Below are 25,577 nucleotides of genomic sequence, written 5' to 3' on the forward strand. Positions count from 1 at the left end.
TTTAACCGCCCAAGCCGTGAAAATCCCCCATAAAACTGGTAGACTTATCCGTCTTTACCGCTACGGCGATCTTATAGGGCAAACCAGCACGAACCCCCGATTTCGCTTACCGTCCGGGCAAGCGTAAGATTATGCGCGTAGCAGTCACCATCTTTTTCCCAAAAACCAACTGATGCCCCCCATCCTCCGCCACCTCAACCACCAACCCTACGCCGACACTTGGCAAGCCATGCAGGCCTTTACCCAGCAACGCAGCGCCGACACCCCCGACGAACTATGGACAGTCGAACACCCGCCCGTCTATACCTTAGGCTTAAGCGGCAAGCGCGAGCATTTGCTGAACATCGGCGACATTCCGGTGGTGCATAGCGACCGGGGCGGCCAAGTCACTTATCACGGCCCAGGGCAAGTGATCATCTATACCCTCATCGACATAAAACGCTTACCAATCAATATCCGTGAACTGGTGACCCTGTTAGAAAACGCCATGATTGCGGCCTTGTCCGACTACGGTATCAGTGCCCAAGCCCGCGCCGACGCGCCAGGGGTGTATGTGCAAGGCAAAAAAATAGGCTCAATCGGTTTGCGTATTAAAAACCATTGCAGTTATCATGGCTTAAGTCTGAACAATGCCATGGATTTGCGCCCATTTACGCTGATTAACCCCTGCGGTTATGCCGGATTGGCAATGACCCAACTCGCCGACCTCGGTGTCCACGTCGCCACCGCCGAGGCCGCCGCCCTTATTATTGACAAAATTACCCCAGCCTTACAGCCATGAACTATCAAGCACCGTCACGCACCACCCCCGAATCGCACCAGCGCAGCACCGAAAAACTGGCGCGTATCCCCATTAAAGTCGAGCAACCGGACACCCTATTGCGCAAACCTGACTGGATACGCATTAAAGTCACCGCCAACGAAGAGATTACCCGCGTCAAGCAATTGCTACGCGAACACCAGTTACACACCGTCTGCGAAGAAGCCGCTTGCCCCAACTTGGCCGAATGCTTCCAACACGGCACGGCGACCTTTATGATTATGGGCGACTTATGCACCCGCCGCTGCCCGTTTTGCGATGTCGCGCACGGCAAACCCCTGCCCTTAGATGCCAACGAACCGCAGCATCTGGCCGATGCCATTGCCGCCATGGCCTTAAAATACGTCGTCATCACCTCCGTAGACCGCGATGATTTGCGCGATGGCGGCGCGGGGCATTTCGCCGAGTGCATCAGCAAAATTCGGGCGCAAACGCCGAGCACCAAAATAGAAATCCTCGTCCCCGATTTTCGTGGGCGGGTCGAAAAGGCGGTTGCCATCCTCATGCAGCAACCCTGCGATGTTTTTAACCACAACCTGGAAACCGTCCCCAGACTGTATAAACAAGCCCGCCCCGGCTCAGATTACCAAGGCTCTTTAGACCTGCTGCGCCGCCACCACGAAGCCCTGCCGCACATCCCCACCAAATCCGGCCTGATGATGGGGCTAGGCGAAGAGACCGAAGAAGTCTATCAGGTAATGCAAGACCTACGCGCCCACGGTTGCTCGATGCTGACCTTAGGCCAATACCTGCAACCGACCAAAGCCCATTTGCCCGTACAACGCTATGTAACCCCCGAAGAATTTGCCGACTATGGCCGGGTCGCCAAAGAACTCGGCTTTAAACAAGTCGCCAGTGCGCCGCTGGTACGCTCGTCTTACCATGCCGACCTTCAGGCTAAAGGGGTTATTTAACCGATAAGGCATTAGCATGATTAATCATGACCAAACACCCCGCGCAATGTCATGAACGGGAAGTCATCTTCCCCTCTGGAGCTGCCCGCTGCCGCTTGCGCTATTAGATGCCCTGCGCGACCTGATTATGCAAGCCCGCCAAGCAGGTTTTACGCGCTGCCGATGTGGCGCAAGTGCAAACCTATTGGCAAATTGGCAGACATATTGTTGGATTTGAACAAGGCGGGCAAGCGCGGGCGGCTTATGGCAAACAGTTATTGCCGCAATTGGCGCAAACCCTGACCAACGAATTTGGTAAGGGCTTTGATGCCTCAAACTTGCGCTACATGCGGCTGTTTTACCAAGCGTTTCCAAATTGTGACGCACTGCGTCACGAATTGAGTTGGACGCACTACCGCTTGCTATTGCGGGTTGATACGCCAAAAGCCCGTTTATGGTATATGCAAGAGACGGCGGAGCAAAATTGGAGCACACGGGTACTGAGACGACAAATAGCCATTAAGGCCGACCCGCAAACGGCGACGGTGTACCCGGCGGCACTAGCGGATCATTACCCCATTCAGGATAATCGTCGGTCAAGGTCTTCATAAACGCCACCACCGCCTGTTCCTGTGCCGGAGTGAGCCCTAAGTTGCCCAACTCATCATGGTTGACGTTTTTCAGCACTTCCGGCTTCGGCCACCCGGACACGCCAAAATCGGGGCTTAAATTATTCGCCACTTGCCCTAAGACATCACGGGTATTATAAAAATGGGTAATCTGCTCCAGCGTCGCAAAGACACCGTTATGGCCGTACGGCGGGGTGATGGCGATATTACGCAATGACATGACCTTATGCTTGCCCCATTCCAGCTTATCCGGGTCGGATTGCCTAATGTCGCTACGCTCACCCAGCCCTAAGTTTGGCTTAGGCTGGCCGGGAATCTTGAAATTGCGCGGCAAACCGATATTGTCATAAGTAAAATCGGTAAACAACGGCGGCTGCGGGTGGCCTTGGGCATCCGTACCCATGCTGCTGATATGGCAACCGGAACAGCCCGCCTTGCCGTCGAACAATTTTCTGCCCTGCTCTTCCAAGGCCGTAAAATGGGTTTGCCCGGCAAGGACAAAATCAAATTTGGCATTAAACTTATGGAAGGCGGGCGACATTTCAAACGCCGCTATCGCTTGGGCCAATTTCTGATAAATGTCCGCCACCGCTTGCGGAGCCTGTTGTTGGAACTGCGCGTCTTTAATATCAGGCACAGCAGCCAAATCCAGTTGGTACAGCTTATAGAACAGCCGTATATAAGCCGGATCGGCTTTCAGTCGGCTGACCACCGCCCATTCGTTAGGCATCGCCATTTCTACGGGGTTTAACAGCGGCTTTTGTGCCTGTTCGGCTAAATCATTAGCCCGCCCATTCCAAAACTGCCCACCTTCATAAGTACCGTCTTTCGCTTCCCAATGGAACGGCGGGCTGAACCCCGCATAAGCCGCACTCGGCGCATTCAGCGTTCCCGTAGCAAACTCAATCGAACCCAGAGACACAGGCGTGCCTTGTTTGACATTGGCAGGATCGACAAAAGCCGGGGCTTTGCCCGCTACTTTTTTAAGGCTATGGCACGAAGCGCAAGACTGGTTACGGCTGGCGGACAAATTCACATCCTGATACAGACGCTGGCCTAATTGTTGTTCCGGCGTTAATTCGGCGACGGCGGGGGCGGCAAAACACAAATACAGTGCGGTGGTAAGCAAGGGCTTGGCAAGCATGGTGGTCACTCCGGTCAATAGCGGGCAAGAAAAACAAACAGATATTGCATTAAATGATAATGATTATTATTTATAACAACCATACTGTCAACCCAACTATGCAAAAATTATGTAAACTGAAAAATTTTCGCCCTTAATTCTGCTATCATGCCAAAATTTTTTATCCCGCTAATTTCAGGAGCACACCATGTCAGAATTTACTAACGTCACCGTCGTCAAAAAAGCCAATGTGTATTTTGACGGCAATGTCAGTAGCCGCACCATCCGCTTTGCTGACGGCAGCAGCAAAACCTTAGGCTTTATGTTGCCCGGCGAATACACCTTTAACACCGGAGCCGCCGAAATTATGGAGATTATGGCGGGCGATCTGGACGTTCTGCTGCCCGGTTCTGAGCAATGGCAAACGGTTACGGGCGGCGAATCGTTCGACGTGCCCGCTAATGCCCAATTCACCGTCAAAATCCGCACCGCTACCGATTATTGCTGCTCTTTCCTTAGCTAAGCCATGCAAAAAGTCGCCATTTTTGCCGATGTGCAGAACATTTACTACACCACCCGGCAACGTTATCAACGGCACTTCAACTACCACGCCTTCTGGGAGCTGGCGACGGCAGACCGGACGGTGGCGGCGGCGTTTGCCTACGCCATTGATAAGCGCGACAGCAAACAGCAAGGTTTCCAGCAAATCCTCCGCACGATAGGCTTTGACGTTAAGTTAAAGCCTTATATCCAACGCAGCGACGGCTCGGCCAAAGGCGACTGGGATGTCGGCATCACCTTAGATGTGATTGACTATGCCAGCCAAGCGGATGTGGTGATTTTACTGTCCGGTGACGGCGACTTTGACCTATTGCTTAACAAAATCCGCACAGTGCATCAGGTCAAAACCGAAGTCTACGGCGTACCCACCCTGACCGCCCCCTCGCTGATCCAAGCTTGCAACCGCTTTATCGCCATTGATGACCAGCTGTTGCTGTAATGGCTTACCTAAACACTCATCCGCCCGAAGCTGGCTACCTTTTGAGGCTGCTCCCTGGAAAGCATGGGCGTGTCCCGCCCCTTTGCAGGTAAATATGGCCTAAGCTCCGCTCCACTTTTTCCGCCCCAAAACCATTCATTGTTACCCCAAACGCTAATTAATCGGTTATTATTCCGATATGCGCCATTTAGATTGCTTACCGCCTGCCGAACAGTGAACACGCACCCAAAAAACGTCCGCACCACTGCCGAAACCGCCGCCCTGCGTAGCCAACAAGTACCGATTTTATACGCCAGCATCCCCGTCTCACTGTTGGGCAACGCCCTGATCGCTTTAATTCTGGCAGGTATCCAAAGCCAAGTATTGGCGGCTTCGGCATTGCTTATCTGGCTTACCGTCCTGGGCGTAGCACTGGCATTCCGCTGGCTGCTGCTCTTGCGCTACCGTAAAGCCAGCCAGCCGGAACCCGACTTATGGCTGCGCCGTTTCCGCCTCAGCATGTTAGCAACAGGCGTGGCGTGGGGGCTGGCAAGCATCCTGACCTTCCCCGTCAACACCCTCCCCCACCAAGCCTTTTTGGCGTTCGCCATTGCCGGCCTGACCGCCGGAGCCAACACCACCTTATCGGTTGACCGCCAGTCTTTATTGGCGTTTACCTTGCCTACCCTTATCGGGCTGATTACCCGCCTGCTAACGGCAGGCACAACTATGCACATCGCCATGGCGGCCATGGTAATGCTTTATCTGCTGTTCACCGACATGATCGCCCGCCGTACCCATGCCGCCATTGTCGAAAACATCCTGTTACGGCACGCCGGAACATTACGCGAGCAAGCCCTGCGCTCCAGCATGGAACGCATGAAACAAGCCCAACAAATCGCCCATTTGGGCAGTTTTGAATGGGATTTGCGCAACAACACCCTACAGTGGTCCGATGAGCATTTTCGGCTGTGGGGACTGCCGCCGCACAGTGCCACACCTAGCCAAGCGTTATTTCTGCGCGGCATACACCCCGACGATACCGACAAAGTCGCCCAAACTATCGGAAATGCCCGCCGTAGCCGCCAACGTTACACCCTTAACCACCGTGTCGTTTGGCCTGACGGCAGCGAACGCTATATGCAGAACCGTGGCGAAGTGGTCACTGATACCGTCGGCAATGCCGTCGCCATCAAAGGCACGGTACAGGACATTACCGAACGGCGGCAAACCGAAGAAGATTTGCGCATCGCCGCCATTGCCTTTGAATCGCTGGAAGGAATTGTCATTACCGATACCCAAAAACTGATCCTAAAAGTTAATCGGGCTTTTACCCATATTACCGGCTATAGCTCCGCCGAAGCCATCGGTAACCCGCTAGGGGCACTACTGAAATCCAGTTACCATGACAGCGATTTTTATCGGCAACTTTGGCAAACCCTTGATAATGAAGGTTCTTGGCAGGGCGAAATTTGGAGCAGCCGTAAAAATGGCGAAGCCTTCCCCGCCGCCCTGAATCTGACCAGCGTCACCGCAAAAGACGGCGTAACCAGCCATTATGTCGCGACGTTTTTCGACATTACCGAACAAAAGAAATCCGCCGCGCTCATCCATAATCTGGCTTTTTACGACCCGCTGACCGAACTGCCCAACCGCCGCCAGATGCAAGATAAGCTGCAATTTGCCCTATTGGCGGGCTTAAAGCACCACCAGCACGGTGCCTTACTGTTTATTGACCTGGACAAATTCAAGGAGCTGAACGACACCAAAGGCCACCATATCGGCGATTTGTTACTGGTGGAAATCGCCAAGCGCATGAAACGTTGCGTCGGTAACGACGATACCGTGTCACGGCAAGGCGGCGATGAATTTGTCGTCATTCTCACCCACCTCAGCGACGATTTTGACGAAGCCACCGCCCAAGCCGAACAGGTTGCCGAAAAAATCCGTGATGCTATCAACCAGCCCTTCAATTTGCAAGGCCAAGACCATTACAGCTCGACCAGCATCGGCATCAGCCTGTTCCGCCACAATGAATTTAGCGTCGACGAACTGCTGCTACGCGCCGACACCGCCATGTACCAGGCCAAACGCTGTGGGCGCAACACCATCCGCTTTTTTGACCCGACCACCCATGCGGCAATGGAAGTGCGCATCGGCCTGGAGGCCGACCTGCGCACCGCCCTGCTGAATAACGAATTCAGCTTGTACTACCAGATACAGACCCTCGACTCAGGCTACATTACTGGAGCCGAGGCCTTGTTGCGCTGGCACCATCCCGAACAAGGCCTCATAGCCCCAGTCAAATTTATCCCGCTGACCGAAGAAATTGGCCTCATCACCGAAATCGGCTATTGGACTTTAGAAACCGCCTGCATCCAGCTTAAGGCCTGGGCAGATAACCCTGCCACCGCCCACCTGCAACTGTCGGTCAATGTCAGCCCCCGGCAATTCCACCAAGACCAGTTTGTCGAAAAAGTCAGCGCTATCATCACCAATACCGGCATTGATGCCAGCAAACTGAAATTGGAACTGACCGAAAGCCTGGTGCTGGACGACATGAACGACACCATCAAAAAGATGAACCGGCTGAAAAAAATGGGGGTGCAATTTTCTTTGGACGATTTTGGCACAGGTTACTCGTCTTTATCGTATCTGACCCAATTGCCGCTGGACCAGTTGAAAATCGACAAAAGCTTTGTCCATAACCTGACCTTAAAAAATGCCGATAACGTCATAGTCCAAACCATTATCGGCATGGCGATTACACTAGGCTTAGATGTGATTGCCGAAGGCGTGGAAACCGCCGAACAGGCGGCTTTTCTCAAAGCCAACTACTGCTACCACTATCAGGGCTACTTGTTCGGCAAGCCCGTACCCTTGGCGGAATTTGAAGCGGCGCTGGCGGCTATGCCGCCGATAAAGCAGGATTGATAGAGGGTGTCAGAACTTAAGGGCGTTTAGGAACGGGTATAAATAACCCGGTCACGCGGGCAAAACTTTTCAGGTTTTAAGTGACCGACTAATTTTATACCCGTTTTGCCAAAGCCTATGATGCAGAACTAGCAAAAAGGATTGGCGACAGCTTTGCCAGCCGCCGCCTTATATAGCCTTAAGGTTTCTTTTTCAAAGCCTCTTGCGCTAGAGCCCACAGTTTGGTTACACCTTGAACTACGACAGGCTTAATCCAAAGGAAAGCGTTTTTAATGCCCGCCAACAGCTTATCCACTGCCGAGGCTTCTTTACTGTCACGCCACAACAAGTATTGCGAGCCGATACCGTCAATAAACACAGGCTTAAACAGCCACATTTCCAAAATCGACGTGACCCACATAAACATAAACGACACCGCCATGCCCATACCGGCAAAAATCACCAGCCAAGCGAAAATCGGGTCGATTTTAGTCAGCCACCACGACAAGATGTCGGCAATCAAAAACGTATACGGCATCCCGATCGCAATACACTTGTACTGCACCGTCGTGGTCTCGGCAAAACTGAAAATCAGCCCGACAAACATGAAAATAAAGCTGATGCCAAATAAATGGATGTGCGAGACCCGCGTCAACGAGGCAAACGTCGCGCCTTGGTCTTCCGCCGTCAAGGCCTTTAACTGCTTAAAGTCCTTAAAGTTAGGCAAGCCGGAAGCCGCTTCGTTATGGCACATTACACAGCGCTCTTCGACAATTTTTTCGATACCGTCTGCTTTATAATCGGCTTCGTCGGCACCGTTTCTGACCCATTCAATGATGTCAAAACGCTCTTGCGCCGAAGCATTCGCCTTCATCGCCCCGTTCAACTGGTTTTCTAACACCGTTCCTGAGCGGTTACCGTAATAGCTATAAACAATATCGTCAATCGATAAACCGAACTTACCGTCCGCCATGCCATGCGTGAATAATATCTGCATTAGCGCGAACAAATACCCTATGCCGACCGTACAGAGATAGCCGGTAAACAACACCTTAATCGGCGTGTCGTGATCTTTTAAGGGCGTGAATTTTGCTGTCATAATGCCACCTGTGAAGTTGAGAAAAAATAGAAAAAATCTGTGGCCGTACGCCGCTAGCCAATAACGCTTTTATGATAAGTCTACCTGATTACATTATTATTGCCATGGTTTATAGTAAGCCATCTGTTCATCAGGCTATTTCCTAAAACACCCTAAATAAGGTCGCCAACCCTTTAAGCGCTGCTGGCCCCAAACCTTATTTATCCCTATCCCTAACCGATAATACTGTAAAATATAAGCAGTTTTTATACCCATATACCACTTAACACCGCCACACTGCCGAATCCATCCACCCTGGCAAACACCAGCACCGACAACAGCCAAAATCCTCCGAACGGCTAGCAAAACATCGGCTAACATGAAACAATACGCGCCCTAAATAAGGGCATTAACGCTGCCGCCGCCCTTAAAATACCGCCACCCGCCATAAAGCCTGTATGGTATGTTACTTGCTGGATTTGAGTAGCGGCCAGAGTTGTGTTTTGAACGCCCCACCGTTGGTACACCAACGCTTTTACCCGACCCCATACCCTAAGCATACGATACGCCCATTATGTTAAATGTGTTATTGATGGACAGCGACTGCGACAACGCCTTGTTAGAAGCCAACCTTGGCCTACTGGGATTTAACTGCTTAAGGATCCGCTACGGTGCCCAGTTTTTGGCCTTAAGCAAAGACATCAAGCCCGATGTTATTATTTTTAACTTGCACACACCCTCAGAAAACCTTTTGGCCGACCTGCACCAGCTCAACCAGCACACACCCCTACCCGTGGTGATGTTTGCCACCGACGGGCATATCGACACCATTAACCAAGCCATTAAAGCCGACATCAGCGCCTACATCGTCGACGGTTTTGCCGGTGGCCGCCTCGCCAGCATCATCTATGTCGCGCTCGCCCGCTTCCGCCACCAGCAAACCCTAAAAACTGCCTTAGAAGAAGCCCGCGCCCAACTGGAAGACCGCAAGCTAATTGACCGCGCCAAAGCCATTTTGATACAAACCCAAAACTTTACCGAAAATGAAGCTTATCATACGCTCAGAAAACTGGCGATGGACCGCAACATCACCCTCGGCGAAATGGCGAAAAATGTCATTGCCATGGCGGCATTGCTTAAATAAACCGTAGTGTTACTAAGACTTCTTAAAAAATCCCATGAAAACGTTTATCAAGGTTACAGAAATTTGGATTCCAGACCGGCAACGCACCCAGTTGGAATTCGGCTCCGGCTTATACGGGGCATTAAGCGAATTTAAGGCCGCCAGCGAACAACAACATTTTGCCTACGACGAAGGCCTACCCGGCAAAGCCTGGGCGCAAGGCCACCCTGTCATGCTGACCACCTTTGAACACTCTTACTTTAAACGCACCGCAGCCGCCCAAAAAGCCGGGCTGACTTGCGGCATCGCCATCCCCATTTTTTCCGGCGACTTCCTGCTTGCCGTCGTCATGTTCTTATGTGGCGACGACGAAGACCACGCCGGGGCGATTGAAGTATGGAGCAATGCCGCCAACCCCGACAGCCTCAGCGTCATAGACGGCTATTACGGCACCTTGCAACATTTTGAGCAATTGTCCAGGCAACTTGCCATGGCCAAAGGCGAAGGCATACCCGGACAAGTTTGGGCTTCGGGTATGCCGGTACTGATCGAAGACATCGGCCAACCGGCTATTTTCGTACGCGGAGTCGAAGCGCAAAAAGCCGGCATCACCACTTGCTTAGGCATCCCCATCGCTGACCACGGCCAGCAAACCTATCTGATGACCTTCCTTTCTGCTAAAGCCACCCCGCTCGCCAAGCGCATCCAAATCTGGATACCCGATGCCCAAGGCAAGCACCTGATTTGCCAACAAGGCTACAGCAAAACCAATAACGAGCTGGCACAAATTTTTGAGACTATCACCATCAGCAAAGGCGAAGGTGCCTTAGGCCGGGTCTGGCTAACCGGTATGCCCGTCATCACCGGCGACCATGAGGCCGAATACAACCCAGAATTGGATAACCTCAGCGCCATGCTGGCAATTCCGGTCATTGAAAGCGGAAAATTAAAAGCGATTGTCACTTTTTTGTTTTAAAACGGCTTGTTATCAGGCGACAACTTGAAAGCCAAGAAAATTAACCATCCTAAGTCCAAGCACTGACTACCCAAGTAGTAAGCTGACCACTATAATTAAACATGTTGCCCGATTGGCGGGCTAAGCCATCAGGCAAGTTAAACATTATGAGGGGAAAGTTGACATGCTGCTGACTAGGCTCAGAAGATTATGGCGAAGATTCTGCAACAGCGATGTGTATGACCGCTATGCAGCCCAAACCACCGGGCAGTTGCTGGAGTCCCGCGAGCAGTTTTTAGACCAGCACCGCCAAGGCTTAATGGTCGATTTAACTGCCGAAGCCCTATTACAAAAAGTTCTGATTACCGAAAGGAATGTGGGGCCGATTATCGGTTGCTTAGCCCCTTACGAAGCGCGTAATATCGCCAAGCTCATTGATTGGGGCATCGTCTGGCTGTTGTTTTATGCGTGTGCCGCCCTAAAAAACCACTTGGCTCCCACAACTGTCGGTTTTGACCCGCAGGCCTACCTCTTACCTATGGCGTATTTCCTGTTCGCCGATGCCCTACCCAATGGGCAAAGCGTAGGCAAGCGGCTGCTCGGCATAGCGGTCATCCACGAAATCACCCGCCAACCCTGCGGCTTCTTCAGGGCGGCGGGCAGAAACCTGTCATGGCTGCTGCTCACCACAGTGTGTTCGCTCATCCTCGGCCCCCATTCCTACTTAGCTCTGTACATCGACATAGCCTTCGCCGCCGGCCCCAGACACAGACGGCTGGGCGACCTGCTCGCCGCAACGGCGGTGATCAAAGTCGGCACACCCAGCAAATGGCCCTATTACCTGATTATCCTAACCTTCTGGGCAGGTATACTAAGCTGGCTGGCTTTTGCCTTTGTCGTCGGCATCCAAGGCTGGCACACCATCGGGTAAGACCACCTGCCCCCTAATGCTGTTGCTGCCGCCAACGGTAATACGTCTGCCCGTCGTCGCATAGCCAACTGACATGCCCGGTGCCTTGCCCGCCCGTTTGCAAAACACAGTGGTGCTCGGCCTTAAATTGTTGCCAATGCCCATCATCCACTTCGACACTGGTGTATAAACCGTATAATTTGACTAACGCCAAGGCCAGCCCTACCGCCAGCAAAGCCCCAAACGGGTTTTGGCGTATAAAGGTAATGGCCGGGCGGGCGGTAAACTCAGGCATGATCATCCTCCAAGGTTTTTACGCCCCACTATACACCCGAAACAGCCTTTCTGATACCCGCCAAACACCCGCACTTACCCGCCCGCCTTCAGGTTTGTACCCACCTGCCGCCTTTGGCAAAAAATTCTTGCCCTCCCTATACTATTCGTAGCGTTTGCCGCTATCATAAGTTACCGCGTCCTTTTACCCGCGCGGCAAGCCCTAAACTCTTTTTTGTCCCCGTCAATATTACTGTCATGGACACAATGGTATAACAAGAACTATAAGCAGAAAAATAATTGAGGAAGTGCATGTCAGACGATAGTTGTAATATTATTAATAAAAACGGATACGGATTCGATCCCAGCTATGGCTATTCTTTAGAACAATTATTAAATGTTGGCAGCCCCAAGCCCCCGAAGGATTTTCTGGCGTTCTGGCAGCAGCGTTACCAACAGGCGTTACGGATAGCACCCTTGCCAAAAATCACCTTTATCAATACCGACAAATCCGGTTGGCAAATCTTCCACATCAGCTACACCTCCACCAATCAGCGCCTGATCCGCTGTTGGCTGATGTTGCCCACACATGGCGTGGTCAAGCGCGGCTTTGTCATCGGCCATGGTTACGGCGGGCGCACCGCACCGGATTTCCACCTGCCGTTTCAGGACGCGGCCTTGCTGTTCCCCTGCTTTCGCGGCCTGGGCCTAAGCCACGAAATGGACATATCACCTGACCCGTTCTGGCATGTCCGCCACCATATTGAAGATGCCGACCAGTATGTGCTGGGCGGTTGTGTAGAAGACATTTGGCTGGCAACCAGCACCCTCCTTAACTTATTTCCGTATTTAAGCGGTCATTTAGGCTATTTGGGCATTAGTTTCGCCGGAGGCATAGGGGCACTGGCCTTAGCCGTAGAACAACGCATCGCCAGGGCGCATTTCAACGTGCCGACCTTTGGCAACCAGCCCCTGCGCCTGCGCCTGCCCTCGCAAGGCAGCGCCAGCAGTGTCCAGCAATACTATTGCGGACATAAAAAGCAAACGTTGAAAGTGTTGCGCTACTACGACGCGGCCACCGCCGCCCAGCATATTACCCTGCCCGTGCATTGCGCCTGCGCCACCTTTGACCCTTGCGTAGCGCCGCCTGGACAATTTGCTATTTACAATGCCTTACCCGGAGAAAAACAGTTATTTGTCTTAGAGGCCGGACATTATAACTACCCAAACCAAGCCCAACAGCAAGATCAGCTAATTAATGAGCTGGCGGCTTTTTTTGCACCACTAGCAAAATAACCCTTACACCTATAACCCACACAAGCAATCAGGAGTTGTGCGATGAACCGCGAATATCACAAATGGTGGAGTGATAATTTACAACGCGATATGGAATTACTGATTTTCGGCCATGCAGGCGCGAAAGTGCTGGTATTTCCCACCCGTGACGGACGGTTTGACGAATATGAAAGGCTGGGCATGGTCAAGGCGCTAAAACACAAGATAGATGAAGGCTGGCTGCAACTGTACTGCATTGATGCCGTTTATGCGGAAACCTTTTATTGCTGGTGGGCGCACCCCTCAGGCCGTATCCAACGGCATATTGCTTATGAAGATTATGTGATAAAAGAAGTGCTGCCGTTTATGGACAGCCTAAACCCGCACGAATGCACCATTTCGCACGGCCTAAGCCTAGGCGCGTTTCATGCCGCCAACACTGCCTTCCGGCATCCGCACTTATTTAAAAAACTGGTGGCGTTTTCAGGCCGTTACGACCTGACCTTAAATGTTGAATATTTCAATGACTTGCTGGACGGCTTTTACAATGAAGACGTGTACTACCACACCCCCTCACATTTTTTGCCCAATCTGGAAAGTGATGATGTGTTAAGCAAACTGAAAGAAATGGATATTATCTTGGTCATCGGCAATGAAGACCCGTTTTTGGATAATAACCAACAGCTTAGCACAACCTTAGCACACAAGGGCATCCGCCATCAGCTCATTTTATGGAATGAACGGGCGCATAGCGGCTATTACTGGCGGCGTATGGCACCGTTATATATTTAAGACAGCCAGCCTTTCAGGCCACCAAAACCTGAAAGGCCGACTTCACAAGCACCTAACTAAGGCAAACGCCCCACAATAAAGGCGTTATTCCTCCGTCGCCACATTGATCTTTTTCGGCTGTACGGCGGCGCGTTTGGGGATAACGATTTCCAGTACACCATGCTTGGACTTGGCGCTGATAGCCTCGGCATCGGCGGTGTCCGGTAAGCTGAAGCGGCGGTAAAAGCTGCCAAAAGAACGCTCGACCCGCTTATAGCCTTCCTGCTCGGTGGTGGCTTCGGTCTTTTTCTCACCCTTCACCGTCAACACCCCATTCTCCATGCTGATGTCGATCGCTTCGGGTTTAACGCCCGGAATATCGGCATGTAAAATAAATTTATCGCTTTCTTCTTTAATATCCACTGCGGGCGCCCACTCCGCCGTGGCAATCGAACCTTCACCGACACTGCTTTGATAACCGCGCTCCAGCTCTTTTTGCAATTGGTTTAATAAGCCCCAGGGCTGATAACGGACAATAGCCATAATAACCTCCAATCTATTCAGTGATAATAACCTTACAATGAAAAAGTTTATTGGGTACCCGATGACGATATAAGGTAGGCTAATAGGGTTTTCAATAGGGCCGAAATAATTTTTTTTCTAAGGCTTGAGGTTTATCCGGCTTAACGACCACCGATTGTTTCAATTATATTTCATATTAATTTTATGAAACATTAAGTTGTTTCATAATAAACAAAAATGAAACACTACTAATCTACTAAATCTGATAAAAATATTATTATAACAATAAGTTACAACAATGGCATAAGCATTGCTATCCACAAGATATAACCATAACAATACAAAAATCCTGCACAACAGGCATCCCTCCCCATTAAACACACGAGGCCGCACCATGTTATTTAAACAACTCTTCGATACCGAAACGTGGACTTACACTTATCTGATTGCCGACCCTATCAGCAAAGATGCCGTGTTTATCGACCCCGTCAACACCCATATCGACGATTACATCAGCTTATTGGCGACGCACGGCTTGCAGTTGAAATACACGTTTGAAACCCATGTCCATGCCGACCATATCACGGCGGGCGGTTTGTTACGCCAACGCTTGGGCACACCCACCGCCGTTAGCGAACTGTGCGGGGCGACCACCGCCGACATCCAAATCCAAGATGGCGACGTGTTCGCCTTTGGCGACAACGAACAGATCAAAGTCATTGCCACTCCAGGCCATACCCCCGGCAGCTTGTCGTTTTTATGGCGTGACCGCTTATTTACCGGCGATTCCTTATTGATTGGCGGCTGTGGCCGTACCGATTTCCAAGGCGGCAATGCCGGGGCTTTATACGACTGCATCAACCAACGCCTGTTCACCTTAGCCGACGAAACCTTGGTCTACCCTGGCCATGACTACCAAGGCCGCTGGGTCAGCAGCATTGGCCAAGAACGCACCACTAACCCGCGCCTGGCAGGCAAAACCCGCGAGCAGTTTATCGACATTATGGCGAATTTGGACTTGCCTAAGCCCCGCCTGATCGACGAGGCCGTACCCGCCAACCGCTATTGCGGCTTGGATGAAAAAGAACGCCAAGATGCGGTGGCGGTACGCGAACATAACACGCCCGCCAGACAAACGGGCACTGTCCAAGATTGGGTCGCCCAAGCCAAGCAGCAGATTACTGAAGTCACCGTCGACACCGCCAAAAAACTGCTGGCCGAAGGCAATGTGGTGTTAGTCGACACCCGCGAAGAAAGCGAATATGCCGCCGGACATATTGATACGGCACTCCTGCTGCCGCGCGGCGTATTGGAATTTAAGATCGGTGGCATTCCCGAACTGGCCGACCACAGCAAAGCGGTGCTGATTTATTGCCGCACGGGCGGACGCTCGGCCTTAGCGGCACAAAGTATGCAGCAATTGGGTTATAAAAATGTGTTGTCTATGGCGGGCGGCTTTGAAGCTTGGCAAAAAAGTGCCTAAATACGCCATAAAGCCAGCAGCCAATTCTTGGAGACCGCGATAATGCCACCTTATTTATCTTTTCTTTATCTAAAGCTTAATAACCGGAACCAAGACATGCACGCTGAACGGGCTGCATTGGCAGCGTTTTTCCCCATTGTGGACTGGCTAAAAAACTACCGCCGCGAAGATATTAGCGATGATGTCTTTGCAGGTGTCATCACCGCGATTTTGTTAGTGCCGCAAGGCATCGCCTACGCATTACTGGCAGGTTTGCCGCCGCAATTGGGCTTGTACGCCAGCATATTGCCGCCCATCGTTTATGCCCTGTTGGGCACTAGCCGCACCTTATCGGTAGGGCCGGTGTCGGTGGCCGCCATTATGATCGCCAGCGCTTTAACCGCCCCCGAAATCAGCGCCTTGGGCAACCCTATCCAAAGCGGCCTGATTTTATCGGCGGAAATCGGCGCGATTATGCTGGCGATGGCAATGTTGCGCATGGGCGGCTTGGTGAATTTCATCAGCCACCCAGTCTTGGCGGGCTTTACCAGCGGCGCGGCCTTGCTGATTATCGTCAACCAATTGCCGCAAGTCTTCGGCGTAAAAATGCCCACCTGCGCACTGGATTTGGGCTGTTACGCCCAAGCGGTAGGCAGCTTTTCCGCGCCGACCCTAGCCATCAGTTTAGGTTCTTTGGCGTTGTTAATTTTTTTCGGCTCGCCCCTCACCCGCTTACTGAAAAAATTGCGCGTTAACCTCTCGGCGATTACCGCTATCAGCAAATGCGGGCCGCTGTTAACCGTCATCCTGTCCACCCTAGCCGTCAGTTACGCGGATTTTGGCGGCAACCCGGTGGCGATTGTCGGCCCTTTACCGTCAGGCTTCCCCAGCCCGCATTTTACTAGCGCCCATCTGGAAACTTGGCGGCTGTTACTGCCGTATGCGGGGTTTATTGGCCTGATCTCTTATGTCGAAAGCGTCGCCATCGCCAAAGTCACCGCCAATTTAAGGGGAGAAAAAATTGCCCCTAACCAAGAGCTGATTGCCTTGGGCAGTGCCAACTTAACTGCCTTCCTGTTCGGGGGAATGCCCGTAGCGGGCGGCTTTAGCCGGACGATGGTCAACTTTTCGGCGGGCGCACGCACCCAAATGGCGATGATTATTGCCGCCACCTTGCTGGGCCTATCGGTGATTTTTTTAAGCGCGTCGTTTGCCAACATCCCCAAAGCGGCACTGGCGGCGATTATCTTGGTCGCTATCTTCCGCTTGGTGCGCATTAAGCACATACTCCATACTTGGCGCTACGACGGCGGCGACGGCATGGCGGAATTGGCGACCTTGTTAGGCGTACTGGTGTTCGGCATCGAGCAAGGCATCACCTTAGGGATTATCCTGACCATCGCCAGCCATTTGCGCAAAACCAGCCAACCGCATATCGCCGTGGTTGGCCGAGTACCCGACACCGAGCATTTCCGTAACATCAAACGCCATAGCGTCGAAACCTGGCATCATTTGTTACTGGTGCGCATAGACGAAAGCATCACCTTCGCCAATGTCAGCTATATTGAAGATTATCTGGCCGGGGAATTGAAACGCCAACCCAACACCCGCCATATCGTGCTGATTTTGAGCGCGGTCAATGACATTGATGCCACCGCCTTAGACGCGCTGGAACTATTTAACCAAGGCCTGCAAGCCTCAGGGAAAACCCTGAACTTGTCGGAAGCCCAAGACAAGGTCATGGATAAGCTGGAAAAAACCGACTTTTTTGAGCAATTGCAGCCGGGCAAAGTGTTCGCCAGAACCGAGGATGCCGTTAAAGCCTTAGGCTAGGCCAAATCACCAACATAGCCTATTGGGTCGGCATCCCCATTATAAAACGCTAAACTGCCCAAGCAGTTGCTTGTAATCGTCAGCAATCGGATGGCCTGCCTCAGATTGCTCTAGCCTATGCCTGTCCAACAGTCCGTCAGCCGAAACTTGGTGTTCGGCTGACCATTGCTTAGGCCTAACCAATTGATGCGGACGCACCTTACCATCAGTACCGAGGCAATGGCTACAAGACTGTAACGGCTCCGAACTGGTCAAATAACGGTACAGCTCTTCTACAAAGGCTGGCGAGTCGGTCAATTTGATGCCGTCTTGAGCCAGCCTTTCCATAGGCAGATGGCGTAGCTGCGGAATATAAATGCTTTGCGGACATTTATAGAAATACCCTTCATGGACGGAATGGCAACCCCAGACATGCGCCAGTTTACAGCTTTTATAAACCCGCCGCGCCAAAGCCTGATCCTCGTAACCGGCGGTGGCAAAAGTCGCCCGGAATTGGTCAAAATAATACACGCGCAAGCGCACCCCATATTTTATCGCCTGCTGTTTGGCCGCTGCCAGCACATTTTCGGGCAAGCGTGAATCTGGATACACCGATATTTCTAACTCATTAATCAGCGTCCAAACGGCTTCCGGCATACGCGGCAATAACAGACCGTTAGTTACTAACAGAATATAACCGCAGATGCCACTGCTGCGGATGGCTTGCAGTACCGCAGGCAAATTGGGGTGAAGCAAGGGTTCACCCCCTAACACTTTTACAAAACGGGGACTATAGAATTTAGCCAGCAGTGAAAAATCCCGCAACACAGTAGCCGGATCAGCCACTTTCTTTTTCACACCCGGAGACGCGTGGTTACAATCCAAACAGGTCAGGTTACAATGGTCAACAACGTTTAATTCACAGCCATTTTGTGGCTGTAGCTTGCCGTTGACTAAGGTGACAGATGATGTCGCGGACAGGCCAATTGGCGGGCCGGCAACGGCATCAGGCCGGGCAAAGCGGGATATAAGCCGCTGCTTTATATTCAACATAAGATTCTTTGCTTTTACTCGCCGTTATTATTGGGTAAAACGGCAGCACGCTGCCTGTCCAAAGCTTTTTTAAAGACCCGCAAGGTATTCAGTTCGACTAGGGATTTACCCGCCGTCATATTTTGCCCATGCCGACGCACATGCAGCGTCACCGCTTCGGGACGGGCAATGGCCAATGCACAGGCACTGGCACTGGCGCGGTTAAACCAGTCGGTATCCTCGGCAAAACGCAACTCGGTGTCAAACAAACCCACGCGGGTAAAAGCGTTGCGCCGATATAAGCCCGCGCCAATATAAAAGCGGAATGCTTCGCCGGGATTACCGACCATATCATAACCGTTGTGTTCAGCATTATGCACCAGCAATTGTGCCCGGCCATGGACAGCATCCAATGCCGGATCGTTAAGCAAAACTTCCGCCAGCATCAGCAAATTGCCTTCCGGCCACAGATCATCCACATCCAAAAAAGCGATAAAATCACCTGACGCATCCTTAATGCCGCGATTACGCGCCGCCGCCGCCCCAGCATTTTCCTGCCGGAAAAACCGGACATCCACGGGCAATTGCGTCACAACGGCTTCAATATCATCGGTAGAACCATCATCAACGACAATAATCTCCAAAGTCGGATAGTGTTGCGCCAAGACATTGGCTATCGCTTCGGGCAAAAAGCTGGCCCCGTTATAGACAGGGATAATGACGCTCAGCAAGGGCTTAGTAAATTCAACGGCAGAACTTTCCACAGCGGCCAACTTTGCGATGTCCACCGCACCCGTTTGCAACAAATGGCTGATTGCCGCCGGAACGGCACTGATGTCACTGCCTAAAGCCATACCCAAACAAGGCACATTGTTCAGTAACGTGTCGATAAATTCATAGGTTTTACGCCCGGCATAAGGCAATTGCGACAGCGTGGTGAACGCAGCGGCACTGCGCAATGCCAATTTGGTTATAGGCTGGAAACGGGTTTCGGCAATACTGCCAAAATGCGGGGCAACAACCGCTTTTAGCGGCAAAGACAGGCGGATTTGCCCCTGATAAGCCGGCCACAATTGCAAGACAGCTTTTTCCCTATCGAGATGGCGAGTATTGGTAAGCCATGGCGCCAAGCCCGGAAACTGCCGCAACTGCTTAGGCACCAGTTTAGCGGTGGCATAAAGGCTGTAGACCCGTGGCTCCGGGTTCAGCCCGACCACCAGATAATCATCGGCAAGATAATGCAATCCGGCGGCCAAGCCTGCCAAAGCCGTTGTCGATTTGCCGACCCCACCCTTGCCGGTGATCAGCAACGCGCCATTCTCATCACCTAAGGCGGCGGCATGTAACAACTGGTGGCCGCACTGCGCCATCCACCAATGGAATAAGGTGCGTAACGGCGAAGCATCGCACCAATAAGGTAAGGCCGCAGGGTCTTGTACCCAATAAATGGCATGGCTGCTGGCCAAATCCATCAGATTAACCGAACACTCAATCCAATGGAAAGCCGTACGGATGCGCGGGCTGTTCATGCCCCAAATATCACCACGATCGGTAAAACACTGCTGGGGAAACGGTGGCGGCGGCATTGCTATGTGCGTCGAAGTGCTGTCCCAAATATGAAACGTCATATCCGGCCCGCGTATCGGTGTGACTTCCAAATGCGCCAAGGCCGCGCCAAAATGCCCCAACAAGGCTTCGCCTGCATAGACTAGGCGAATTAGCGTCCCGGCTAACTGCAAATGGCGGATAACAACACCCGTCTGCGCCTCGGCACGCATGGCACAGTCCATAACTTGATCAAAAAATGCTATCTGGGCGGCTTCAGAAAAAGCCGGGGTATCGGAAAGGTGTGCGTGGTCCATGAAGATAATTGCTTAAGCTGAGTCAAAGAGGGTTTGTTTTTTGCACCCGCTCCAAACGGCCTTGGTGCAAACGGTACACCTGATCGGCGCAGGCAACCACGTCAGGATCATGGCTGACGATAAGAATCGTCGGATGGTAAGGCGCGTTGACCAGCCCTGCCATTAATTGGGCAATCGCCCCGACATCCAGATGATTAGTGGGTTCATCGAGAATCAACAGCGCAGGCTCGGCCAATAAAGCGCTGGCAATGCCCAGCCGCTGCCGCTCGCCGCCTGACAATAACATGCCGCCTTCGCCAATTTCGGTCGCATACCCATCCGGTAACGCATTAATGAACGTCTCCGCCAACGCCAACCGGGCAGCGGCGGCGACTTGCGCCATGCTGGCCTCAGGTCGGCCATAACACAGGTTTTCCAATATCGTGCCGGAAAAAATCCCCGGTTGCTGCATCACCACCCCCATAGCCTTCCGTAAACCCGCCATATCAAGGTCATCGTAAGCAACGCCGCTGGCATAGAGCTGACCCTGCTGGGGCTTACAAAAACCGACCAGCAAATTGAGCAGCGTGGTTTTACCTGCACCGTTCGCACCGACAATCGCAATTTTACTACCCGCCGGAATCTCCAAATCCACAGACCGCAACACCGTATGGCTACCGTAAGCAAAGGTCACGCCCCGCAAAGACAAACTGCCGTCAAACGCCAGCAGACGCTGGCCTTGATACGGCTCTATTTCGCCTTCATGCAGCACATCGTATAGCTTTATTAAGGCCTCATTGCCCGTGATCAGTTCGGGTAAACCGCCGATCACATTATCGGCTTGACCGTTCAGCAAACCGGCGGCGACATAGAACGTCAGCAAATCGCCTAAACTCATTGTGCCTTGGGCGACGCTTACCCCGCCCGCCACCATAATCATAATGCCCGCGAATCCGGTCAAATTACGCTGTATTTGTCCATGCCACGCGTAACTCATCGCCATACGCTTACCCGTGCCGCTCAGTTCGTCAAGACATTGCCGCTGGCTCTCCTGCTCTTGGCCGACACAGGCTTTCAGGCGGATCATATCCATATACCTCAAAGCAAAACGCGTCCGCTTACTGAACAGCTCAAATGCCGACTGAAACAACTGCACATCCCGTTTCACGGACAGGCCGATCCGCCGCGAAGCCCACAGCAAGACTGGCAAGACCAGCACCGCCAACGCCACCAGTTGCCAATTCAATATCAGCAATACACACAGCAACACCAACCCGGTCGCCACCGCCGGCAACATACCCGATAACAAGCGGTTGCTCAGGTTATCAAAACGCTCACTGTCCAAAACAATACGGCTATGTAACTGGTCAATATCGGCATGGCTAATAGTCTCCCGCGACAAAACTGCCAGCCTGTCCAACACATCACCCCGCAATTGGCCGACGACCTCTTTAATAATCCCCAGGATAAAGTGCCGCAACCACAAGCCGACGGCACTGTGCAGCAAACGCATGACCACCACGCCCAAACCTAGCCATAGCAAGCCGGACACATTACCCTGCGGCAAAGCGTGGTCGAACAACTGCCGGATCATAAACAGAATAGGTATGACCATTAACGATTGCAAAGCAGCGGCCAAAGCGTAGGCCAGCAACTGCCGCCAACAATGCCGATAGTAATGGCGGAACAAGCCTAGCGCATTCTTATCGAACAGATTAAAGCGCTGCCAGTGTTGATGCAGCCATATCCGCACGGCACTCAAACTAGCCGCCGCCATAGCCCGGCCAATACCGTGGGCAGGATTTCCAACCGTCCCCGCAAGCGCCAACGATAGCGCAGATAATGGGAATAGCCATTCAAAAACGGCAACAGGCTATCCGTATCCGCCAGACCGCAATATTCGGCAAAAATCACCCATTGTTTCGTCAAAGGATGTTCATACCAACGCCCCCGTTCGCTGAGAATGACCCCATTTTCGATACGTTCGCGCCAACTACGCCGCAGAGGATTGTGTAAACGCCCAACCACGGCTTCGGGCAGTTCCAAGGCGAAATGTTCCGACAAATAACCTAAGCCCAACGCCAAACGCTGGCTCAGACGCTGGGCATCAGCAAAAGCGAACAAACGCTGCCAATCCACATCGCCCCCGCGTTGCCTTAAAATCATCAATGCGTCGGGAATCCAGCGTATCGGCGTTTCCTCATTCCACCGCATACCATGTAAAATCGTATGCGCCAGCAAAGCGGTCGGCGCCAATTGCCAAACCATGACCCCTTGAAAATCCAAAGTCTCGACATCTTCCCAAAACCAAGTATCGGCGGCGGCGTTCAGTCCGTCCCGCGAAATATGAAAATGCACATCCAAACGCTGATTAAGGTTACGCACACAGCCGATGGCATGTTGATAACGCAGATCATCCTCAGAAGGGTCCGGCCCCGTATCCCAGCCTATTTCCCGCAATAACGCCAAAGCCTTCGGTAACTGCCCGATACGGACAGCCAGATCAATATCGGACATAGGGCGCAAAGCGTAATTGCCATAATACGTTAACGCCAAGGGTGCGCCTTTCAGCAACAGCAAATCCACTCCGCCTTGCTGAAGATGCTGCACTAACGGCAACACATCAAAAAATAACTGCTGGTTTTCACACCAAAACCGTCGGTACACCCCTTTTAACCTGCCCATCAAAGGGTCTTTTGCCCCTAGCCGCAGTAAATTATGATAAACCAACGGCAACAACCGCAATACCGGATAACCCAGTTCAGCATCCAAATCAATGCCCGCCCGCCAATCACAAAATGCCCGGATGGCCTTATCATCAGCAAGCAACGCGGCTTGCAGCAAATGCAATTGTTCCGCAGAAGGCCATAAATGCACAGAATGTCGGAGTTGCACTGACATTTAAGCCTCCGTTGAGGCTTGCAGACCGGGGTCGGCCCGCCGCCTAGCCATAGCCGCATGTAAGATATGCAGATAATCGCGTTGTAAGCACTGGGTTTTCCTGACCGTATTCACCGTATGGATACGTCGGCGCAACACTACCGAACCGACTTGCCCAAAGGCAATATGCCGCTCCTGCGCCCGCGCAATCCAGTCCATCGTTTCTCCTACTTGCCACTCGCCATTAAATCCGCCTACCCGTGTAAACACTGACTGCCGCACCAAGAGCCCCCCCGCTAAACGCCCGGATTGGATGCCCGGCAATTCCGCCAATTGCTGTTGCTCGGCAACGGATAACTCCGGGCTGACAAACGCCTCAATCAACCCGAACACCCCGTCCAAAGCGGGCGTGTCGGCAAATGCCGCTAGCCGGGCAGACAAACTGTCCGTCGGCCAGTAATCATCGGCATCCAGAAAAGCAATAAAGTCACCCTGCGCCTGTTGTACCCCTGCGTTACGGCTGGCAGCGATACCCTGATGGCTATGGCGGATACAGGTGACGATACCGCCATAACCCTCAGCGATCTCGGCACTGGTATCGGTCGAGCCATCATCAATCACCAACACTTCATAAGGCAATACTTGCTGCGCCAATAAACTGTCCAAAGCTTCAGGCAAATAAGCGGCGGTGTTGTAACACGGCACAATCACACTGACACGGGGTGGTTTATTCATCAATAGCCTTTCCTGTCCGTTTACGCTGAATAGAACGGCGTAAGGCGCGTAATAGCAAATGGTTAATATCAGGGTTCAGTAATGAACTGTTCCGGTCATGGACACGTTTGCGCACCAGCACCTCCGGCAACATCATCGGCGTAAATCCCGCATCTAACGTCCGCGCAAACCAATCACTGTCTTCCCCTACCGCAAAACTGGCATCAAAACCGCCGACGCTCATAAACAGCTCCCGCCGCGCCACCAACGCCTCCATAATCCAACCGGGCCGCGCCGCCACCAATAGCTCCTGCCGAAAACCTTCCGGCACGGCACTACCCGAATGTAGAAAATGCTCGACCAAACCTAAGCTATAGGCAAATTGCGGATGTGCTTGCAAGCCAGCAAGCTGGCGATCCAATTTATGGGGCATCCACTCATCATCATGGGAGATAAAGGCGATAAAGTCGCCCTGCGCTTGGGCAATGCCTTCGTTATAGGCATTGGGTATGCCGTGGGAGATTTGCGGGCAGATCCGCACTTTCGGAAATTGCTGGGCGATACTGACCGTCGCATCGTCAGAACCGCCATCAATAATCAGTATCTCAAGGGGTTGAAGGTCAGACAGATAGATGCTGCGTAAGGCATCAGCGATAAAATCAGCCCCATTACGGACAATTAAAATGACGCTGACGGCGGGTGTGCTCTCGCTCTCAGAGACAGAAGCAGGCTCTGCTAATGGGACACTGGACATGATGAGGTTAAGGCTTACTCAGCGGGGCGGGAAGGTTTGGCGACAGGCCAACCCTGCTCGGCAATGTCGTGGATAGGATCTAACAACAGCAAATCCTGCATATCCGAAAAAACCTCCAATACCGGAGGCGAGGTAAACTTATCAAGCAAGGGCTGCCCCATGATCTGGTCAGCAGCCCAAGTATTCGGCCCTTGGGCCACCATAGCCTGTGACACCAGATCATTATCAAGCAAGCTTTTGATAAACAAAAGACTTTGCCCAATCATTGACGGTATGTCGCCATTATAGACATCAGTCAGCAACGCGAGCATTTCATCTTGGCTACAGCCCTTTTCCAGTGCCGACCACAGAAAAACCCCCGTATCGCGCACACTGTAATAATTACCTGATTTAAGATTCATGATGACCAGTTCGCCATCAATTAACTCACTGACAATATAAGGGCTGTTAACCTTGAATATACCTTTCTGTTCCATGATGTAAACTTCGCAAAAATTAAGAAATAGGCTTTTTAAAGCTAAGCCTTAGCTAACTTGAAACTGCGTAGCTTTTGTTAACAAGCTATAACATTACAAAACACATGACATTGTTCAAGCCGTGCCTTCGTGTCCCTTGGGGAAATGACGCTTTTGTAACTAGGAATTTCAAGATGAATGGATTGCTATACTGTCCTAATAGGCCATTAAAGTCCAGCATCACAAAGACAAAAACCACCATTAAGCACCATAGCCCACTATCCGCGAAGGCAGATACTTATTAATGGTATTTATAATCAACAATTTAAAAATACCATTTAAAATATACTGTTATCTGTTGAT

General features: G+C 52.0%; 24 protein-coding genes. 13 read left to right on the plus strand and 11 right to left on the minus strand.

The window, feature by feature from the left end:
* The first annotated feature begins 172 nt into the window (after positions 1-172).
* The 3 genes from lipB (at position 173) to CEK71_RS05755 (ending at position 2,324) form a co-directional block, all read left to right on the plus strand.
* Complete coding sequence (gene lipB / locus CEK71_RS05745) at positions 173-781, plus strand: lipoyl(octanoyl) transferase LipB (protein WP_088618487.1); 609 nt, start codon at positions 173-175, stop codon at positions 779-781.
* Complete coding sequence (gene lipA, locus CEK71_RS05750; RefSeq protein WP_088618488.1) at positions 778-1,734, plus strand: lipoyl synthase; 957 nt, start codon at positions 778-780, stop codon at positions 1,732-1,734. The genes lipB and lipA overlap by 4 nt, the downstream gene beginning before the upstream one ends.
* Positions 1,735-1,898: 164 nt before the next feature.
* Complete coding sequence (locus CEK71_RS05755) at positions 1,899-2,324, plus strand: DUF1016 N-terminal domain-containing protein (protein WP_088618489.1); 426 nt, start codon at positions 1,899-1,901, stop codon at positions 2,322-2,324.
* On the opposite strand, the gene CEK71_RS05760 is transcribed toward CEK71_RS05755, so the two are convergent.
* The gene (locus CEK71_RS05760; protein ID WP_088618490.1) at positions 2,233-3,486 is read right to left on the minus strand and encodes a cytochrome-c peroxidase; all 1,254 of its coding nucleotides are present in this window, start codon (positions 3,484-3,486) and stop codon (positions 2,233-2,235) included. The genes CEK71_RS05755 and CEK71_RS05760 overlap by 92 nt on opposite strands.
* Before the next feature lie 187 nt (positions 3,487-3,673).
* Here CEK71_RS05760 and ppnP point away from each other — a divergent pair, with 187 nt between their 5' ends.
* From ppnP to CEK71_RS05775, 3 genes are all read left to right on the plus strand, one after another.
* Positions 3,674-3,988 (plus strand): pyrimidine/purine nucleoside phosphorylase, encoded by a 315-nt coding sequence (ppnP, locus tag CEK71_RS05765; RefSeq protein WP_088618491.1) that lies wholly within the window; start codon positions 3,674-3,676, stop codon positions 3,986-3,988.
* A gap of 3 nt (positions 3,989-3,991) precedes the next feature.
* Positions 3,992-4,465, plus strand: coding sequence for a LabA-like NYN domain-containing protein (locus CEK71_RS05770; protein WP_088618492.1), 474 nt, complete (start codon positions 3,992-3,994; stop codon positions 4,463-4,465).
* A gap of 213 nt (positions 4,466-4,678) precedes the next feature.
* A complete protein-coding gene (locus tag CEK71_RS05775) occupies positions 4,679-7,378 on the plus strand; it encodes a bifunctional diguanylate cyclase/phosphodiesterase (RefSeq protein ID WP_198328472.1) in 2,700 nt (899 codons plus the stop codon).
* Positions 7,379-7,556: 178 nt separating this feature from the next.
* Here the strand turns inward: CEK71_RS05775 and CEK71_RS05780 are convergent, their stop codons facing one another.
* On the minus strand, positions 7,557-8,456 hold the full coding sequence (locus tag CEK71_RS05780) for a hypothetical protein (RefSeq protein WP_088618494.1): 900 nt from the start codon (positions 8,454-8,456) through the stop codon (positions 7,557-7,559).
* Between the two features lie 553 nt (positions 8,457-9,009).
* On the opposite strand from CEK71_RS05780, the gene CEK71_RS05785 reads away from it, so the two are divergent.
* The 3 genes from CEK71_RS05785 to CEK71_RS05795 all read left to right on the plus strand — a co-directional run bounded on the left by CEK71_RS05785 (position 9,010) and on the right by CEK71_RS05795 (position 11,444).
* Positions 9,010-9,579, plus strand: coding sequence for an ANTAR domain-containing response regulator (locus CEK71_RS05785; protein ID WP_088618495.1), 570 nt, complete (start codon positions 9,010-9,012; stop codon positions 9,577-9,579).
* A 34-nt stretch (positions 9,580-9,613) separates the two neighbouring features.
* Complete coding sequence (locus CEK71_RS05790; RefSeq protein WP_088618496.1) at positions 9,614-10,534, plus strand: GAF domain-containing protein; 921 nt, start codon at positions 9,614-9,616, stop codon at positions 10,532-10,534.
* 163 nt (positions 10,535-10,697) lie between these two features.
* Entirely contained in the window at positions 10,698-11,444 is a 747-nt protein-coding gene (locus CEK71_RS05795; protein ID WP_088618497.1) for an RDD family protein, read from the plus strand.
* A gap of 13 nt (positions 11,445-11,457) precedes the next feature.
* Here CEK71_RS05795 and CEK71_RS05800 read toward each other — a convergent pair whose 3' ends face one another.
* Positions 11,458-11,718, minus strand: coding sequence for a hypothetical protein (locus CEK71_RS05800; RefSeq protein ID WP_088618498.1), 261 nt, complete (start codon positions 11,716-11,718; stop codon positions 11,458-11,460).
* A gap of 290 nt (positions 11,719-12,008) precedes the next feature.
* On the opposite strand from CEK71_RS05800, the gene CEK71_RS05805 reads away from it, so the two are divergent.
* Both CEK71_RS05805 and CEK71_RS05810 read left to right on the plus strand, forming a co-directional pair.
* Positions 12,009-12,992 carry an acetylxylan esterase gene (locus tag CEK71_RS05805; RefSeq protein WP_088618499.1) on the plus strand — a complete coding sequence of 328 codons (984 nt, stop codon included), beginning with the start codon at positions 12,009-12,011 and terminating at the stop codon, positions 12,990-12,992.
* Between the two features lie 42 nt (positions 12,993-13,034).
* Complete coding sequence (locus CEK71_RS05810; RefSeq protein WP_088618500.1) at positions 13,035-13,763, plus strand: esterase family protein; 729 nt, start codon at positions 13,035-13,037, stop codon at positions 13,761-13,763.
* An 84-nt stretch (positions 13,764-13,847) separates the two neighbouring features.
* Here CEK71_RS05810 and CEK71_RS05815 read toward each other — a convergent pair whose 3' ends face one another.
* Positions 13,848-14,285, minus strand: a complete 438-nt coding sequence (locus CEK71_RS05815) for an Hsp20/alpha crystallin family protein (protein ID WP_088618501.1) — start codon at positions 14,283-14,285, stop codon at positions 13,848-13,850.
* A gap of 373 nt (positions 14,286-14,658) precedes the next feature.
* Between CEK71_RS05815 and CEK71_RS05820 the strand changes: the two genes are divergently transcribed.
* Positions 14,659-15,747 (plus strand): MBL fold metallo-hydrolase, encoded by a 1,089-nt coding sequence (locus CEK71_RS05820; protein WP_088618502.1) that lies wholly within the window; start codon positions 14,659-14,661, stop codon positions 15,745-15,747.
* 96 nt (positions 15,748-15,843) lie between these two features.
* A complete protein-coding gene (locus CEK71_RS05825; RefSeq protein WP_088621516.1) occupies positions 15,844-17,559 on the plus strand; it encodes a SulP family inorganic anion transporter in 1,716 nt (571 codons plus the stop codon).
* Positions 17,560-17,598: 39 nt separating this feature from the next.
* On the opposite strand, the gene CEK71_RS05830 is transcribed toward CEK71_RS05825, so the two are convergent.
* The 7 genes from CEK71_RS05830 to CEK71_RS05860 are packed head-to-tail and all read right to left on the minus strand — an operon-like array spanning position 17,599 to position 25,235.
* Positions 17,599-18,591, minus strand: coding sequence for a radical SAM protein (locus CEK71_RS05830; RefSeq protein WP_088618503.1), 993 nt, complete (start codon positions 18,589-18,591; stop codon positions 17,599-17,601).
* A gap of 14 nt (positions 18,592-18,605) precedes the next feature.
* Complete coding sequence (locus tag CEK71_RS05835) at positions 18,606-20,432, minus strand: glycosyltransferase (protein WP_088618504.1); 1,827 nt, start codon at positions 20,430-20,432, stop codon at positions 18,606-18,608.
* 22 nt (positions 20,433-20,454) lie between these two features.
* Entirely contained in the window at positions 20,455-22,188 is a 1,734-nt protein-coding gene (locus CEK71_RS05840; RefSeq protein WP_088618505.1) for an ABC transporter ATP-binding protein, read from the minus strand.
* Positions 22,170-23,312 (minus strand): nucleotidyltransferase domain-containing protein, encoded by a 1,143-nt coding sequence (locus CEK71_RS05845; RefSeq protein ID WP_088618506.1) that lies wholly within the window; start codon positions 23,310-23,312, stop codon positions 22,170-22,172. The genes CEK71_RS05840 and CEK71_RS05845 overlap by 19 nt, the downstream gene beginning before the upstream one ends.
* Complete coding sequence (locus CEK71_RS05850) at positions 23,313-24,026, minus strand: glycosyltransferase family 2 protein (RefSeq protein ID WP_088618507.1); 714 nt, start codon at positions 24,024-24,026, stop codon at positions 23,313-23,315.
* Positions 24,019-24,759 (minus strand): glycosyltransferase, encoded by a 741-nt coding sequence (locus CEK71_RS05855; RefSeq protein WP_088618508.1) that lies wholly within the window; start codon positions 24,757-24,759, stop codon positions 24,019-24,021. The genes CEK71_RS05850 and CEK71_RS05855 overlap by 8 nt, the downstream gene beginning before the upstream one ends.
* A 14-nt stretch (positions 24,760-24,773) precedes the next feature.
* Positions 24,774-25,235, minus strand: coding sequence for a PqqD family protein (locus CEK71_RS05860; RefSeq protein ID WP_088618509.1), 462 nt, complete (start codon positions 25,233-25,235; stop codon positions 24,774-24,776).
* Positions 25,236-25,577 lie beyond the last annotated feature (342 nt).

This window comes from Methylovulum psychrotolerans (assembly GCF_002209385.1).
In the GTDB taxonomy this organism is placed as follows: Bacteria; Pseudomonadota; Gammaproteobacteria; order Methylococcales; family Methylomonadaceae; genus Methylovulum; species Methylovulum psychrotolerans.